This is a genomic window from Bifidobacterium panos, from assembly GCF_012932445.1.
GTDB lineage: Bacteria > Actinomycetota > Actinomycetes > Actinomycetales > Bifidobacteriaceae > Bifidobacterium > Bifidobacterium panos.
Window position 1 is genome coordinate 41,526 of sequence record NZ_JAAIIJ010000014.1, and the last position, 17,532, is coordinate 59,057.

The 17,532-nt window shown below is 61.1% G+C and carries 9 protein-coding genes and 1 tRNA gene; 4 read left to right on the forward strand and 6 right to left on the reverse strand.

From position 1 onward, the window contains the following. Nucleotides 1–223: 223 nt before the first annotated feature. The 4 genes from G1C94_RS03930 to ftsY all read right to left on the reverse strand — a co-directional run bounded on the left by G1C94_RS03930 (nucleotide 224) and on the right by ftsY (nucleotide 5,486). Complete coding sequence (locus tag G1C94_RS03930) at nucleotides 224–2,071, reverse strand: nucleotidyltransferase domain-containing protein (RefSeq protein ID WP_172144914.1); 1,848 nt, start codon at nucleotides 2,069–2,071, stop codon at nucleotides 224–226. A 317-nt stretch (nucleotides 2,072–2,388) separates the two neighbouring features. Continuing rightward, nucleotides 2,389–2,727 (reverse strand): P-II family nitrogen regulator, encoded by a 339-nt coding sequence (locus G1C94_RS03935; protein ID WP_172144916.1) that lies wholly within the window; start codon nucleotides 2,725–2,727, stop codon nucleotides 2,389–2,391. 1 nt (nucleotide 2,728) lies between these two features. Further along, nucleotides 2,729–4,015, reverse strand: a complete 1,287-nt coding sequence (locus tag G1C94_RS03940) for an ammonium transporter (RefSeq protein ID WP_172144918.1) — start codon at nucleotides 4,013–4,015, stop codon at nucleotides 2,729–2,731. 262 nt (nucleotides 4,016–4,277) lie between these two features. Continuing rightward, entirely contained in the window at nucleotides 4,278–5,486 is a 1,209-nt protein-coding gene (gene ftsY / locus G1C94_RS03945; RefSeq protein ID WP_172144920.1) for a signal recognition particle-docking protein FtsY, read from the reverse strand. Between the two features lie 112 nt (nucleotides 5,487–5,598). On the opposite strand from ftsY, the gene G1C94_RS03950 reads away from it, so the two are divergent. The 3 genes from G1C94_RS03950 (at nucleotide 5,599) to G1C94_RS03960 (ending at nucleotide 7,649) form a co-directional block, all read left to right on the forward strand. Next, complete coding sequence (locus G1C94_RS03950) at nucleotides 5,599–6,315, forward strand: TetR/AcrR family transcriptional regulator (protein ID WP_172144940.1); 717 nt, start codon at nucleotides 5,599–5,601, stop codon at nucleotides 6,313–6,315. 98 nt (nucleotides 6,316–6,413) lie between these two features. After that, nucleotides 6,414–7,448 carry a glycosyltransferase family 2 protein gene (locus G1C94_RS03955; RefSeq protein WP_172144921.1) on the forward strand — a complete coding sequence of 345 codons (1,035 nt, stop codon included), beginning with the start codon at nucleotides 6,414–6,416 and terminating at the stop codon, nucleotides 7,446–7,448. Between the two features lie 128 nt (nucleotides 7,449–7,576). Continuing rightward, nucleotides 7,577–7,649: transfer RNA gene (locus G1C94_RS03960), tRNA-Lys, on the forward strand. Nucleotides 7,650–8,103: 454 nt separating this feature from the next. Here G1C94_RS03960 and G1C94_RS03965 read toward each other — a convergent pair. Further along, nucleotides 8,104–8,904, reverse strand: coding sequence for a MerR family transcriptional regulator (locus G1C94_RS03965; RefSeq protein WP_172144923.1), 801 nt, complete (start codon nucleotides 8,902–8,904; stop codon nucleotides 8,104–8,106). A gap of 98 nt (nucleotides 8,905–9,002) precedes the next feature. Continuing rightward, on the reverse strand, nucleotides 9,003–9,710 hold the full coding sequence (locus G1C94_RS03970) for a hypothetical protein (RefSeq protein WP_172144830.1): 708 nt from the start codon (nucleotides 9,708–9,710) through the stop codon (nucleotides 9,003–9,005). 1,149 nt (nucleotides 9,711–10,859) lie between these two features. Between G1C94_RS03970 and G1C94_RS03975 the strand changes: the two genes are divergently transcribed. Beyond that, nucleotides 10,860–17,532 (forward strand): InlB B-repeat-containing protein (locus G1C94_RS03975; protein ID WP_172144925.1); only part of this gene is annotated, 6,673 nt, incomplete at its 3' end.

Below are 17,532 nucleotides of genomic sequence, written 5' to 3' on the forward strand. Positions count from 1 at the left end.
GTGGATAAGAAAATTAGTTATCCACATTTGAGGCGTGTCGGCGTGGTTAATCCCCTGAGTTATCCACACTGTGGGGATAACTCGGTGTATAACTTGGGGATAAATCGATATGTCCCCAAAGGTGATTTGCGGCTTTACTAGGAACATGGTACGGGGCCGTTTGGTGCAAAACCCCACGGTTGCGACTCTCGCATGGCCCCTTTTAATAGGTGTTTTATAGGTTTTATAGGTGGTATCGCGCGGCCACCACCATCTGACGCACCAGATTCTCGCGCCATTTGCTCCAGCCATATTGCTTGGTGATTGCCTCGCCTGACGTGGCCCCCAGCGACGAGCCGTCGGCGCGAGTCAGGTCATACAGCATGTCGAGCATGACGGCGTCGTGGTCGAGCCGGCCCGCCAGCTCCTCGCCCACAGTCGGATCGTTGGGATTCTTGCCTGTCGCGAAATCGGAAAGCGTCAGATGCTCACGCACGAGCACGGTGACCCACCACACGATGTCGGAATCGTAGCCCATGCGTTTCAGGATCGCCGACGCATGACGCGCCCCCTCGGCGGCATGGTCGCGCACGCCGGGGCGCTTGCCGATGTCATGCAGAATGCCGGCCAGCAGCAGCGCATGATAATGTTCCTCGTCGTATTGCGCCGTCCGCCGCAACGACGAGGCCCCGCCGTCGTCCCGCCCGAGCCGGGAGACCACCTCCACCATGTGACGGTCGATGGTGTAGCGATGCGCCGCCGAAGCCGAAGGGCGGTTGCGCACGGCCAGCCATTCCGGCATCCAACGCCCCGGAATGTCAGCGAAATCCATCTCTTCCCACACGCGCATCAGATTCGGCCCGCACGCGAGCAAACGCACGAACAGGTCGCGCGATTCCTGGTTCCATTGATTGCTGTGGATGGGACAGTGGCGCAGATTGTTCAACGTGCCGGGGTTGATCGGCTGTCCCTTCTCGCCCGCGGCCACGGCCACGCGCAACGCCAACGTGGCATCGGCCGTGGGGTCGCAATCGGGGGCGAGCACGATTTCACCCTCATGCTCGGCCACGCCGGGGGCCACGAGTTCGAACGTGGGTGCCTCGCGCTGACCGCGTGAGCGCGGCCGGGCCAGCTGGAAGAAGGCGAAACGCGGCTTTTCGTGTGTCAGTGAATGCTTGGCGCGCGATGCCGTGGAATCGAGGGAAAACGCTATCTGGCGCCCGATGCGCGCCAACAGCGTCTGCAAATCGTCAATCGACTTGGCCTCGCGCTCGCCACCGGCGGGCAATGTCGGGTCCGCCAGGCCAAGCATCGCCGCGGCCTTGTCCTGATAGGCGGACAGCAACAGATTGGTGTCCTTATTGGCCGCCAAATGGATGCAGTCGCGCACGTCGAGCAGACGCTCCACCGCCTCGTCATAAGTGCCATGCGGACGGTCGGCCAGCCACGACGCCGCCAGCGCGGCCACCAGCACCGAATCACGCAAACCGCCGCGCGCCTCTTTGATGTTCGGCTGGTTCAGGTATTGCAGGCGGCCGAACTCGTCCAGCCGCGACCGGGCGGAATCAAGCAGTTCGGGCAGACGTTTGCGCGCCGCTTTCCGCCAACGTTTCAGAATCGAATCGGCGGTGTCTTCGATCAAAGAGGTGTCGCCCGCCACGGGTGCCACATCAAGCCAACCCATCGCAGCCGGCAGATCATGGTCGGTGACGGCCTCGCACTGCGCTCGCGTGCGCACCGAGTGATCGAGATCGAGACCGGAATCCCACAGCGGATACCACAGCTTGTTCGCCAATTCGTTCAGACGCGAATCATCCAGCACATGATTGTCGTAGATGAGCACCAAATCAAGATCCGAACTGGGGCCGATCTGCCCGCGCGCCAACGAGCCGACAGCAGCCAGGCCGATGCCACACGAGGGGACTTCAAAGGACACGCTTTCGCACGCCTCGTTCCACAGCCTCTTCAGACACGACATGGCGAGTTCCGTGCGCATCTTGCGTTTGCTCGCCCCGTCGCGATACACGCCGTCCGCGTCCGGTTGGCTCAGCTCCATAAATCGCTGCTTCAGACCCTCCATTGCGTTGGTCATTTGGTTGTCACCGTCTTTCATATCTCATCAGCCGACTCGCTGCCTTGTCTGCCGTTCGCGCAATCCTTTGACCTTTATTCTTTACGCAGATGCGAAAAATCCATGGGGGCGTGACCGCTCGCCCGAAATGGCAAAGGTATGACTGCGGCTCGTCGCAAGGTGGCATGGGCTATCGTCTGTTCACTTCACCCACCATGACAGAAAACATGGTGTCGTCCCAACACCCCTCGTAGCGAAATCCCCGCATGAGGCGAAAGGCGCACATGCGGGGATTCGTGTCTATTGATGGCCCAACCCTTTAAGGGGCTGGGCATTTGTCAGATAGCGGCGGAACCGGATTCGCCGGTGCGCACGCGGGTCACGGAATCAAGCGGGGCGACCCAGACCTTGCCGTCACCGATGGTGCCGGTGCCGGCGGCCTTGACGATCACGTCAACCAGCGTTTCGGTATCGGCATCGTCGGCAAGCACCTCGACGCGGATCTTCGGAATCAGGTCGACGGTGTATTCGGCGCCGCGGTAGACCTCGGTGTGCCCGCGCTGGCGGCCGTAGCCGTTCGCCTCGGACACCGTCAGGCCGTGCACGCCGGCCGCCGCGAGAGACTCCTTGACATCGTCAAGTTTGTGCGGCTGGATGATAGCGGTAATGAGCTTCATCTCACTTCACCTCCTTCAGGACGGAGCTGGCAGTGCCAGCGAAATCATAGGCGCGCTCGCCCTGGTCGGCCAAGTCGATGCCGCCGACCTCTTGGGCTTCGGTGACGCGCCAACCAATGGTCTTCTCAAGCGCGAAGGCGATGATGCCCGTAATCACGGCGGACCAAACGATGGCCACCAGCGCGACGAGCAGCTGCACAACCAGCTGACGCCAATCGCCCCCGGCCAACAGGCCCGTGCCCTCACCGAACAGGCCGATGAGCAGGGTGCCGGTGAAACCACCAACGCCATGCACGCCGACGACATCGAGCGAGTCGTCATAGCCAAACTTGAACTTCAGGCCGCAAGCGAGGCAGCACAGCACACCGGCGATGGCGCCGAGCACCATGGCCCACAGCGGGGAAACCACATCGGCGGCCGGGGTGATGGCGACCAAACCGGCGACGATGCCCGAAGCGGCACCCATCGCGGTGTAGTGGCCGGTGCGAATCTTCTCGGTGAAGCCCCAAGCCAGCATTGCGGCGGCGGTGGCGGCGGAAGTGGACACCCAGGCATAGCCGGCGGTGCCGTTCGCGGCGAAGGCGGAACCGGCGTTGAAACCGAACCAGCCGAACCACAGCAGGAACGCACCGAGCATGACGAACGGAACATTGTGCGGACGGAACGGCTGCGTGCCGAAGCCCTTGCGGTTGCCGATGATGAGCACGATGACCATCGCGGCGACTGCGGCGTTGATATGCACCACTGTGCCGCCTGCAAAGTCGTGGGCGGAAGCGCCGATGGCCTGGGAAATCGCGCCGTCTGCGGAGAGCAGACCGCCGTTCCACACCATGTGGGCCATCGGGGCGTAATCGAAGGTGAGCCACAGAGCCACGAAAATCATCCACGTGCTGTACTTCACGCGCTCGGCGATGGCGCCGCAGATCAGAGCGACGGTGATCATGGCGAAGGCGGCTTGGAAGGCGACATCGACGCTGACAGGGTAATTGTTGCCGTTCAGGCCGGTGGAGGTGAACACGCCGTCCTCGGCAACCATGGAGTCTTTCAGCAGGAAGCCGGAGGCGGGATCACCGAAGACACCTCCAATGGAGTTGCCGGCGTAAGCAATCGACCAGCCCCAGAACACCCAAATCACCATAGTGACGGACAGCGCGGCCGCCTCCATGATCATCATGTTCAGCACGGCCTTTGCGCGAACCATGCCTCCGTAGAAAAACGCCACACCAGGCGTCATGAGGAACACTAAGGACGCGGAAGTCAATATCCATGCGGTATTTCCGGAATCCATGTCTACCTCCCTCTCTATGTTTTGATGCCCCACCGCGGCTCGGTTGGAACCAAGGGGCCTTGCATGAAACCCACCTTGTGGAGGGCTAACGGTTCGACAGTGAACTCCGCGCTCGTTTTGGCAACGTTACGACAAGTTACGCGCTTGTTAAATGGATGGTTGCGCCCGCTTTGCGCTCCTTTACGCAGTTTCCCCGCTTTTCCGGGGGATTTTGCCACGGGAAAACGGGGAAACGTAATCGACGGGAATGTTACGCGAGCTTCTAGGCGAGAATGCCGTCGACGAAATCCTCGGGGTCGAATGGGGCGAGGTCGTCCGGGCCTTCGCCGAGGCCGACGAGTTTGACCGGCACGCCGAGCTCCTTTTGCACGGAGATGACGATGCCGCCCTTGGCCGAACCGTCGAGCTTGGAGAGCACCACGCCGGTGATGCCGATCGCCTCGGCGAACACCTTGGCCTGGGCCATGCCGTTCTGGCCGGTGGTGGCGTCGAGCACCAGCAGCACCTCGTCAACAGGCAGATTTTTTTCGATGACGCGGCGAATCTTGCCCAGCTCGTCCATCAGATTGGACTTGTTCTGCAAACGACCCGCGGTGTCGACGATGAGCACGTCGGCGTTTTCGTCCTTGGCGCGGGCGCTGGCCTCGAAAGCGACGGAGGCCGGGTCGGCGCCGTCCTTGTCGGAGCGCACGACGGGCACGTTGACGCGCGCCCCCCAGGTTTCGAGCTGATCGGCGGCGGCGGCGCGGAAGGTGTCGGCCGCGCCCATCACCACGTTCTTGCCCTCGGCGACGAACAGGCGCGCGAGTTTGCCGGCGGTGGTGGTTTTGCCGGTGCCGTTGACGCCCACCATGATGATGACGCTGGGCTTGGCCGCGCCCTCTTTGTTCGCGTTCAGGCGGCGGTCGGCGTCGCGTCCCACCAAGTCGAGCAGCTTGTCTTTGAGTGCCTCGCGCACTTCGGCCGGGTCGGCGGTGCCGGTGACGCGGGCATCGGTTTTGAGCTCGTTCACCAACTGTTCGCTGGCCTCGGCGCCGACATCGGCGAGCAACAGCGTGTCTTCGACATCCTCCCAGTCGGATTCGGCGAGGTTGTCTTTGGCGAGGATATTGAACAGCGCCTTGCCGAACGGGTTGGCGCTGCCGGCGAGTTTCGATTTCAGGCGCGTCAGGCGCGAGCCGACCGATTCGGGGGATTCGGCGGGCTTGGCAACCTCGGCGGCCGGAGTGACTGGGGTGTCCGGTGTGGCCGGCGCTGCCGTTGTTTCGGTAGGCAAAGACGCTTCTGTGGTTTCGCCGGCGGGACGCGCGGATCCGGTGTCATCGGAATCCTTGGCACTCTTGGCTTCAACGCCGCCCAGCGCCTTATCCAGATCCCTCTTGCGCGACTTCGACAGCCACACGCCCAACGCGACAATCGCAATAGCCAACACCACAACGCCGATAACGGCCAGCACAATATTCAAATCCATAACCCCCAAGTCTACCGATGCCCCGAACCTTCAATCCCATGTCGTCGCCCATGCATCGCATCCGCTATCCAGTGGACGTGAAACACTTGAAGATATGGCCAATGCATCGAGAATGTCGTCCTTGCAGCGACGCAAGCAGCTCATCGAAGTGGGCCGTTCGCTGTTCGCATCCAAGGGCTTCGAGGCGGTGAGCGTGGAGGAGATCGCGGCGCACGCCAAGGTTTCCAAGCCGATTGTCTACGAGCATTTCGGCGGCAAGGAAGGCCTGTACGCGGTGATTGTGGACCGTGAGATGCAGTCGATGACCAACGCGCTGACCGATGCGCTGTCGGATCCGGATGCGCACCCGCGCCAGATCGTCGAACGCGCCGCGCTGGCATTGCTTACCTATATCGAGCAGAACGCGGAAGGGTTTCAGGTATTGGTGCGCGATTCGCCGACCGCCGACCCGTCCGGCTCGTTTAGCTCGTTGCTGGGCGACATTTCCCTGCGCGTCGAGGATTTGCTCACCGCCACGTTCAAGCGGCAGAAGCTGTCGGCCAAGGGCGTGCCGTACTATGCGCAGATGCTCGTGGGCATGACAGTGTTCACCGGGCAGTATTGGGCCGATCGGCCGAAGGTGAGCAAGGAGCAGTTGGCCGCCTATTTGGTCGATTTGGCGTGGCATGGGCTGAGCCGTCTCGACTCCAAGCCGCAACTGCTGTTCGAAAGCGCGAAAGCGAAGAAAAACGCAGCGCGGACGAATAAGGAGCCGTCCCATGGCGCGGTGGATGATAAAGGCGCGGGTGCATCCGACAGTGCCAACCAGAGCGACGACGGTGCACTGTGACGCAGATTATATAAGGAAGCCCCCGGCCAACCGCAGAAAGTGCTACCGTGGAACAGCGAACCATCGCCTGAATGAATAGGACTATAGGACGGACACCAATGGCTCAACCGGCAAAAACGATCACGTTCGTGATTCCCGCATACAATATGCAGTCCTATCTCGAGCGTTGCGTAAGTTCGTTGCTCGCCGCGCGTGACACCTCGGACATTGAAGTGCTGATTGTGGATGACGGCTCCAAGGACGGCACTCTCGCGCATGCGCAGGAGCTAGAACATCGGCATCCCGGCATCGTGCGCGCCATCCATCAGGAGAACAAGGGCCACGGCGGCGCGGTGAACACGGGGATTGCGGCGGCTTGCGGTGCCTATGTGAAGGTCGTGGACGCCGACGATTGGGTGGGGCCGGAGTCGCTTGAGCTGGTGATGGCCACGCTTCGTGCCGAGGTGGGTGGCGACGACCCGATCGACATGCTGGTGACGAATTATGTGTATGACAAGGTGGACAAGCGCACCAAGCATGTGGTGAATTTCCGCCATGCGATGAAGGCCGGCGAGCGCCTCGGTTGGGATGATCTGGGGCATTTCGGGCTGGCGGAATACATTCTCATGCATGCGCTGGTGTTCCGCACCGAGGTGGTGCGCGCTTCGGGCATGCAGTTGCCGGAGCATACGTTCTATGTCGACTTTATTTACGCCTACCAGCCGTTCCCGTGGGTGAAAACGATCAAATATCTGGACACGCCGTTCTACCACTATTTCATCGGGCGCGAGGGGCAGAGCGTGCAGACGCAGGTGATGGTCAAGCGCGTCGACCAGCTGCGGCTCGTCAACCAGCGCATGGTTGAGGCGACGCCGGAGCGCGGAACCGTGCCGGACGGGCTGTACCGCTATATGATCCACTTTTTGGCGATTGAAAGTTCGGTGGCGAGCGTGTTCATGATTCTGTCGCGTGACCCCGCCAATTATGCCAAGAAGCGGCAGATGTGGGCTGACATCGAGGCGTATTCGCCGTCCATTTATCATGATGTGCGCAAGCGGCCCATGTCGGTTGCGCTGAATCTGCCGGGGTCGGCCGGGCGGTTCATCATCCGCCATGGATACACCGTCGCCAAGTATTTCATTGGTTTCAACTGACCCGTTTCCAGACGCTGCGTGCTTGCTGCCGGCTTGGTCCTATGTAATCGGCGGGCTGGCGCGGTCGACGCAGTCGGCTCGCGCCACTGGCGTGTCGGCAGGTTTCGATGTTATGATGTCTAGCTGTTGCCCCTCTAGCTCAACGGTTAGAGCAGCGTCCTTTTAAGTCGTGGGTTCAGGGTTCGAATCCCTGGGGGGGCACAACTAAATCCCCGCCGTTGGCGGGGATTTTTGTTGTGCCCCACTGAGCCGTTAAGCAAACAGCCCAGTGGGCTGTTTGTAGGCTCAGCAGCAACTAGTGCGGCCAAGGGCCGCTCTCTACACCCCAGTCCAAATCTCGGCAATGTCTCAAATTCGTCCCCCGCCTTTGGCGGGCATCATTTGCGCGCCCCATCTAAATCGTCAAGCGGCCCATTTCGCAGCTATCTCGCTTACGTGTGGCAGCATTTTCCCGATATCGCAGGTATGACCGTTGCGACTTCGGCAATTATACTTGCGTTGTCCGCGATTGAGTGCCACACGTAAGCGAGATAGCAGCAGCGCAGCCTCGTCGCATGCGGTTGGGCGAGGAGGAATCGATGTGCTGTTGGAGCACGGGTATCGTCCCGTGACCATCAAACGCGATATCGATAACGCTTGATGGCCGCCGTCGTATTCACTGCCATGTGGCGGCGTCGGGGTCGATGCCTTGGGTGCGGGCGTTCGCTTCGATGACCTGCCGCAGCCATGCGGTCAGCCCAGGTTCCCGCTGGTCATAATGCTTGCGGAAGCGTTCGTCCTGCTCGTACATACGCGCCAGGCACACGTGCATGGGAAGGGTCACGTGATACCACACTAGCGAGTCCCTGTGCTCTTCGGCCAGCGCGTTCGCCTCTGGCGAGCCGGGCGTCACGCCGTCGCGCTTGGCCTGTGCCAGGCGTTCTTCGACATCTTCCATATGCTGCATGTCCTTTTCGCGCTGGTTATCGTCGTTGGTCGCTTGGTATTCGACGGACTCCATCCACTGCTGGCTGTCCTGCCAACGTTCTTTCGCCTCGCTGTGCCACTGGTTGTCTATCATGGCGTCTTCTCCTTTCCTTGCGAGATCGATCAGTCGGTCCGCATCGTGCAACGCTTGCTCCAGACGGGCAATGCGCTCGATGAGAATCAGCCGTTGTTTCTCCAGATCCTCCAACACCCCGGACGCGGGCGCGTCCAACAGTTGGCTGATTCGTGTGGATGTCACCCCCAACTCGCGGTAGAGTAGCACGCGCTTCAGGCGCGCGATGTCTTCCGGCATGTACGACCGGTATCCGTTGGCCACGCGGACAGGGCGGATCAGTCCGCTTTTGTCCCAGTGTCGTAGCATTCGCGTGCTCACGCCGAATTGTTGCGACACCTCGCCGACCGACAGCCCTGCTGGGGGTAGCGAGGACGCCGCTAATGCCAGCAGACGCTTTATATCGCGTTCGTTCATGTCATTCACATTACGTGAGACTAAACCTTCACAACATGTCAAGGTCAACATGTCTTTGCTTTTGCATACAGCTTTTCGCGCAGTGTGTCGTGAATTCGTCACCGCTGTCGTTCTGCCGGATATTGGTTGGGTGGCCAGCCTGACGAACCGTTGCCAATCCATCTCCTGACGGGCAGTCTCTCGGACAGGTCGTCTATTCTGAGGTATTTGCGCGCTATCGACGCCACTGATTCGCCGTTCATCCTCATACGGCGGATAGACTGTATTTGGGGCATACTGATCATCTGCCTTCCGGCCTTTTCTGGTGGAGATATACGGGCCGGCGCCTTGTTCCCTCCGATGTTTCGACCGGTATATCCGATTCCTGAGAGAACGATGGCGGCGGCCCGAACCTCTGCAATAGTGGCGGAGCGCCCCCTCATGTAATAATACTCTCCACCGCCACCGTTGTCGACCGTGTCTTCACCGAGTGTCCCATATCCCGTCTTGCTCGAACCGAATGCCGCCCCGTCGAACGGCAGCGCAACCTCTTGTATTCCAAATCTCAACAGGCAACTGCCCCGCGCCCTCACCTGCTCCAGGATGTCTATGGGTGGGTCGGCCAGATCGGGAAGATTGATATAGCCAAAGGCGATGGCGAGCCGTTCCAGCCGCATACTCCTATCAGCAGCCTGATGGCACCCCTTTGTCCTTCGGGAGAGAGCATAAGAATCATTGCTCGCGATAAAGTGCCATCGTCCGACGAACGCCATGTGTGCGTCCTCCATGTTGTCGGTTCCGGTCAGTTCCATGAGCAGCCCGTTCATGTGCTCCTGAGCTTCGGCCTCGCCATGGCGCGAGTGATCACCGACAAATCCTGGCGCTACGACATTTAAACAACGAAGAGCCCAGTGGACGAAGAACCCGGTGGGTTCTTCGTTTCGCCTTCAACGGGCAGCGTCATTTTGCGGTGGTAGTCCGTCCCGTGTCCTCTGTAGCCCCACGCCGATGCAGCGAAGTCGTTCCCTGCGTGTTTGAGTCGCAGTGTCCGTTGCTATATTCTCGGTCTATCTCAAATCGCAGTGCCCATCGTTCCCGTTCTCAGTGTGCATATCGCCACTTGTTTGCATATCGCCATTTCGTTCTCAGTGTGCGTTTTGCTGTTCCGCTTTGGTTTGCGTGTTGTTTGGCTATTGCGGTGTTTGGCGGCGGATGTTGCCGTGTTCGACACCCCGGACGAACAGCCCAGTGGGCTGTTCGTTTCGATATCAACGGACGGCGTCATTTTGCGGTAATAGATCATTCCCGTGTCCTCTGTAGACCCGTGCCGACGCGGCGAACTCGTTTCCTGTGTGCTTGAGGTCACAGTGTCCGTTGTTATCGTTCTCGGTCTGTCTTGAGTCGCAGTGCCTGTTTTTGCTGTTCTCAGTGTGTGTCCCCGCCATTTCGTTCTCAGTGTGCGTTTCGTCGTTCTGTTTTTGGATTCCTGTGTTGCTTGGCTATTGCGGTGTCTGGCGGCGGATGTTGCCGTGTTCGACACCCTCCGGGCCGGTAGGCCAAGTCTTACGTCTCACACAGCAACATCCGCCTAAGTCATTGGGCCGTAGCCGGTGCGTTGACTCGGGGGAATGATTGCCCCCTTGGTTGTGTTGCGGGTGTGTGTTTTGAGTGGGATGGGCTTTGGTTTGAAGCCTGTTTTTCCGCGGGATTGCAAGGGGTTTTGGGCGGCTGGTTTGACGGTGGTTGGAGTGTGCTGTAGGGGGTCAGTTTTGTCCTGGGGGGGGGTAGTTTTCGAGGCTATTGGTGACCCCCGTTCTTCCGGGACGGCCGGATGGTTCGGTTGGCCGGTGTGCGTGGGGTTTCCTCCTCCCCCGAACGGGAAGGCGTCTTTGCGCGCGGGTTTCCGCGTGCGGGAATGCGTCGTTTTGTGTTGGGGGAGGGTTTGGTAGAAGAAAAAGAAATTTTAGGAGTTTCTTATGGTGAGATTTTCATCTCAAACCGGCATGGGGCGCGGGTTGCCGCGTTGGCTGGCGGCCATGGTGTCGGCCATAGTGTCGGCGCTGGTGGTGCTGGCGATGGCCGTGCCCGGCGCCTGGGCCGCAGGCTCGGTGTCGGTGTCCTCATGGGCCGACGCGCTGAGCGCGTTGACTACGGCGGATACGGTCACGTACACGGTGTCCAAGAACGAAATCCCGGGCGCGACGTTGACTGTGCCTGACGGCAAGACGTTGATCGTCACGGGTTCGGGTTCTCTGACGGGTGGCACGTCGGGTAGCCCGTTGTTCAGTGTTGCGGAGAATGGTCATTTGGTGTTGGACGGGGTCACGATCCAGAACAACACCGTCGGCAGCGAGGGTGCGGTGTCCGTCGCCAAGGGCGGCACCCTGGACTTGGGTTCCGACACCGAGGCCAGTCCCTCCGCCCCGTCGATCACGCGCAACACCACCGCGCAGGGCGACGCCCGTAACCTGGTGGTCGCGGAGAGCGCGACCGTGCGTTTGAACGCCGAACCGGTTAATCCGATCGGCCTGTCCTACGCCGGCACGCTTGAAAGTCCAGTCTCAATGATCGCCAGCCGCACCTACACAGTCCAGGACACCGACCTGGCTGCCGGCAGAATCACCGCGGACGACAGCAGCCTGACGACAGTGGTGGCGAACAACCAGGTCATCCTGCGCAACGCGAACGCGAAAATCCTATACTGGTCGCCAAACGGTTGGTTCGGTAAGAGCTACGATGAGTCGCAGTTGATTGCTCGGCAGGATAGTAATTGGGATGTGACCAAGAACAGGTTCTATGGTATTGGTGATATCACCATGATTAAGGGTACTAAGACCGTGAGGCAGACTTTTGTTGGTGCTTCCGAGTTGAACGGTTTGTCTCTTGACCAGTTTGATTTCATTTACATCGAGCCGAGCCAGACGCAGGTGAGCGGCAAATATTACACGCAGGACGAGATCGATGTCTTGACGGCGTATCTGGACAAGGGCGGGCGTATCTTCATCCAATGCGAGGACACGAACTTCTCCGTGGACAACGCGTCAGCTTCGGAGTTGGCGGGGGATTTGGGCACCGGATTCGAGGTGCTGAACAAGCCCATGATTCCTAATGATAGCGTTGTAACCAGCAGGAAAGATTCGTTGACGGCGACGGATCTGACGAATGACCTAGCGGATACGTGGAAAGTGTACCAAGCGAGTCCTATCAGCTATGACGTCAGTAAGGCCAATGCTGTTTTCACTTCCGTGGTGTCGGGTACGGAGTATGCGTTGTGTGTTGATTTGCAGGCTGGTTCCTCTGAGGATGGTGGGACTGCGTGGGGTAATGTCACGGTCATGTCCGACGGAGACATCTGGCAAGGTCTGTGGAATGGTCGTGACGGCGGCACAAACCTCACTTATACTGCTCAGTTTGCGAAGAATTTGTTGAATGCGACTATGGAGTCTCGTGCTGTTGCTGCGACTGGTGCGAATCCGAATGAGGATCGCTATGAGGTGACGTTCAGTGTGGGTACTGAGGCTGCTGATGCTGGTGTTGTTGCGCCTGAGTCGAAGAGCGTGTACAAGGGTAGTAAGTTCTCGGCTCCTACGGCTCCGGCGTATGAGGGTCATGCGCTGGTGGGCTGGTATTACACGGATGATCAGGGCGAGGAGCAGCAGTGGGATTTCAACACTGATGTGATGCTGGGTGAGAATCTGACGTTGACTGCGCATTGGACGGATAAGGCGTCGTATACGGTGGAGCATTATCGGTTGAATGTGGATGGTTCGACTCCTTTGACGCCTTCCGATTCGGTCCCGATGGATCCCGTCAAGATTGGCAGTGAGATTACTGCTGATGATGTTGTGACGATGCCGTTGACTGGTGAGTACGAGGGTTTCGAGGTCGACAGCATCAATACCCCGGTGACGGTCGCGGCCGATGGTTCGACGAAGGTGTTCGTCTATTACGCGCCCAGGGTGAACGAGGTGTCGTTCTCGGTGGACGCGGCGAAGGGTTCGCTGGACGATGGGACCGTGACCAGTCCGTTGAAGGTGAAGACGGGTGCGCCGTTGAGCGAGGACGAGGACAAGGCGTATGTGAAGGATCCGACTGTGACGCCGAAGGCTGGTTGGAAGTTCCTGGGCTGGCGCCAGCAAGCCGAGTCCGATGAGGATGCTGAGGATTTGCCGGTGTATTCGCCGGCCGAGATGGCGACCCAGACCGTGAAGTCCAAGACGACGTTCGACGCGGTGTTCGAGGCGTTGCCTGATGTGACGGTGGTGTTCGATTATAACGGCGGTACGTTGGCTGGTGATGAGTCCAAGGCGTCGTTTAAGTCGTTGACGGGCGCGCAGGGCACTTCGTATGCGGCTGACATGCCGGACAAGTTGAAGCTGACGCGCACGGGTTACACGTTGGACGCGGACAAGACGTGGCAGTCGTCGTCTAAGGACGTGACGCCGGATGAAGCCACGTTTACGGCTGCTGCGACGTTCACGGCCGTGTGGACGGCGAACGAGAACACGGTCACGTTCGATGAGGGTGATCACGGTACGATTGCCGCTGGTGCTGTGACGTCGTATGCGGTGAGCACTGACGCGAAGGTGGGCACCGGTGTGGATGCTTCCAAGGCGCAGTTCACGGCGCCTCCGTCGGTGACGGATGATGCGGGTTGGACGTTCTCGGGTTGGCGGTGCAGTGAGGACAACAAGCTGTACGCGTCCAAGGACGTGAAGGATTATGTCGTGAAGGGCCTTGACGAGAAGAACAAGAAGGTCACGTTCACCGCGGAGTATGTGGCGAACGCCGGCGCGACGGTGGTGTTCAATCCGAATGGCGGCCAGATCGACAAGAAGGACGACAGCACGGTTCTCACGGGCCTGGCTGGCGAGTCGTACGCCGCTGATGTGCCTGCCGATGAGGTTATGTCGCGTGACGGCTACACGTTCGGCGGCTGGCAGGATTCGGCCGGCAAGGCTCCGTCCGGCACGTTCGTGGAGGGCGTGACGGTGTATACGGCCCAGTGGAACGCGACGTCCAACGAGATCAAGTTCATCGTGGAGGACGGTGACGGCACGCAGACCGCTGGCGCGTCCACGTTGGAGGTGCCGACGGGCAGCGCGTTGGGCGATGCCGAGGGTTATCCCACGGAGACCGGTCCGGTGGTGACGCCGGTTGCGGGCAAGGTGTTCAAGGGTTGGAAGTGCAACGGCGTGACGTATCAGCCGGATCAGATCGCCGGTTTGTTGTCCAGGCCGGGCATGACGTTCACGGCGGTGTGCGAGGATCTGCCCGAGGTGACGGTGACGTTCGACTACAACGGCGGCACTTTGGCCGGCAACACCTCCTCGGAGGTCACGGAGAGGCAGAACACCACGCAGGCGGTGCCTCAGCCGACCCGTAGCGGTTACACGTTGGATGGTTGGAAGGCGGTTCCCTCGTCCGCGGGCGACCTGGAGTCGACCGACAAGACGGTGACGTTGACGACGGATGCGGTGTACACGGCCCAGTGGAAGGCGGGCAACAACGCGGTCAGGTTCTACGTGAAGGACCACGGCACGCTGGACAAGAAGGCGCATGAGACGCTGAACGTGGCGACCGGCCAGAGGATGGACACTTCCAGGGAGTCGTATGCGGAGCCGTCGGTGGATGCCGAGGCTGGTTGGAAGTTCCTGTACTGGCAGTCCTACGTGAATGGCAAGGCGGGCGCGTCGTACCAGCCGTCGCAGATCGGGGACGTGCTGGCCGAGCCTGGTCTGTCGTTCGAGGCGGTGTATCAGGAGTTGGGCGCGGTGACCGCCACGCTGAACTACAACGGCGGCCATAACGCGGCGGGCGATTCGTCCGTGCAGTTGTCCGGCAAGGAGAACACCGCGTACTCGGACGCCGACAAGGCGAAGGCCGCGGAGGTTCCGACGCGTGACGGCTACACGTTCGCGGGTTGGGACACCGATCCGTCGGGCAAGTACGAGAACGCGTCGTATATCGCGCGGTGGACCGCGAACGAGAACACGGTCACGTTCGTCACGGACGAGCGCGGCACCCTGTCGGGCACCACGCAGTACGGGAAGGTGAAGACCGGCAGTGCCGTGAGTGGCAAGCCGGACGAGCCGAAGGCGAATGACGGGTATCGGTTCACGGGTTGGCGGTGCGACGAGGACGGCAGGCTGTACTCGCACGACAGCGTCGACAAGTACGTCGTGACGGGCGCGAACACCGGCGACAAGGCCAAGACGGTCACGTTCACCGCGGAGTACGTGGATTTGGACGACGTGCAGGTGTATTTCAACTACAACGGCGGCAGGGTCGGCAACGAGACGTCCGGCACATTGAGCGGCCAGGCGGGCAAGTCGTATGCCGAGGCCGACGTGCCCACGCCGACGCGCACGGGCTACACGTTCGATAAGTGGGACGAGACCCCGTCGTTGAAGTACGAGTCGGTGATGTACACGGCCAAGTGGAACGTGGTGGAGAACACGGTCACGTTCGACAAGGGCGATCACGGCACGCTGCAGGGCACCACGGAGTACAAGGTCAACTCGGGCGACAAGGTGTCGGGCGAGCCGACCGCGAAGCCTGTGGACGGCTGGACGTTCGTCGGCTGGAAGTGCGACGCGGACCAGAAGGTCTACGCGGCCGACGGCGTGAAGGACAAGTACGTGGTGACGGGCGTTGACGGCGGCAAGGCGCAGCAGGTCACGTTCACGGCGTTGTACGAGAAGAACGACGGCGCGAAGGTGGTGTTCAACGCGAACGGCGGCCTGGTCGGCACGGAGCCGGTCGTGACCCTGACGGGCACGAAGGGCACCGCGTACACCACGCCGGACAAGCCGGAGCGCGACGGCTACGACTTCGTCAAGTGGGTGGACGCGGACGACAAGGAGCCGACCAAGACGTTCGACACGGACACGACGGTCCTGTACACGGCCCAGTGGACCGCGAAGTCCAACACGTTGTCGTTCGAGCGTGGCGAGAACAACGGCCAGATTTCGGGCAGCCTGTCCTATCAGGTGGACACGGACGCGAAACTGGCCGGCGTGACCGCCCCGTCGGCCACGCCGAACGCGGGTTATTCGTTCGCGGGCTGGCAGTCCGACGAGTTCGGCCTGGTCGCCTCGGACCAGCTGGCCAGCCTGGTCATGCCCGCCCATGACGTGACCATGACGGCCGTGTGGAACGCGAACCCGACCGGCACGGTGGTGTTCAACTTCAACGGCGGCCACAACGCGAACAACGAGTCGTCCGCGAAGGTGTCCGGCCCGTTGAACACCAAGTACGAGACCCCCGCCGATCCGACGCGCGAGGGCTGGACGTTCGACGGGTGGGACGCGCCGGTGTCCGGTACGTTCGACGAGACGACGCTGGTGGTCAACGCCAAGTGGACCGAGGCCAGGAACAAGCTGGCGTTCGTCGCGGGCGATCACGGTTCGCTGTCGGGCACCACGGGTTACGAGGTGGCCACGAACGCGAACCTGAAGGACGCGGGCGTCACCGCGCCGAACGTCACGGTGGAGCAGGGTTACGAGTTCATCGGCTGGCAGTCCGACAAGCTCGGCCTGGTCACCACCGCGCAGTTGGCGAGCCTGGTCATGCCGGCGGGCGACGTGACGTTCACCGCGCAGTACAAGCCCCTCGCCCCCGGCGTGGTCGTGTTCGCCTACAACGGCGGCCAGGATAAGGACGGCAGCGCGTCCAAGGTCCTCACCGGCACGATCGGCAGCAAGTACGACACCCCCGCGAACCCGACGCGCACCGGCTACACGTTCACCGGCTGGGACCGCAACGTGTCGGGCACGTTCGACCAGTCCCTGTTGCAGGTCAACGCCACCTGGAAGGCCAACACCTACAAGCTGACGTACAAGCTCGACGGCGGTTCGGACCCGAAGAACCCCACCTCGTACACGTATGGCGTGGGTGTCGCCAGCCTGAAGAACCCGACCCGCGAGGGTTACACGTTCGCCGGCTGGGCCGACCAGAAGGGCAACCTCGTGTCCGGCATCAGCGCCTCCGACACCGGCGACAAGACCCTGACCGCCAAGTGGACGAAGAACGCGAGCACGGACGGGTTGAACCCGGACGGCGGCACGATCCCGTCCGACTGGACCGGCGCCGACGGCCAGCTGCCCATCCCCACCAGGCCGGGCTATAAGTTCGACGGCTGGTTTGACGAGGACGGCAACCAGGTGACCACCCTGAAGGACGCGGTGGGCAAGAACCTGACCGCCAAGTGGACCAAGATCGACGACGCGTTCGACCCCGGCGACGGCACCCTGCCCAAGGACTGGACCGGCGCGGACGGCGAGCTTCCCACCCCGACTCTGCCGGGCTATAAGTTCGATGGCTGGTATGACGAGGACGGCAACCTGGTGACCACGGTGAAGGATGCGATCGGCAAGAAGCTGACCGCCCACTGGACCAAGATCGACGACGCGTTCGACCCCCAGGGCGGCACCCTGCCGTCGGATTGGACGGGTGAGGACGGCGACCTGCCCACCCCGACCAGGCCCGGCTACCGTTTCGATGGCTGGTATGACGAGGACGGCAACAGGGTCACCACGTTGAAGGATGCCGCGGGCAAGAAGCTGACCGCGCATTGGACGAAGCTGCCGACGACGTTCGATGTGGACGGCGACGTGACCATCCCGGACGGTTGGACCGGCGAGGACG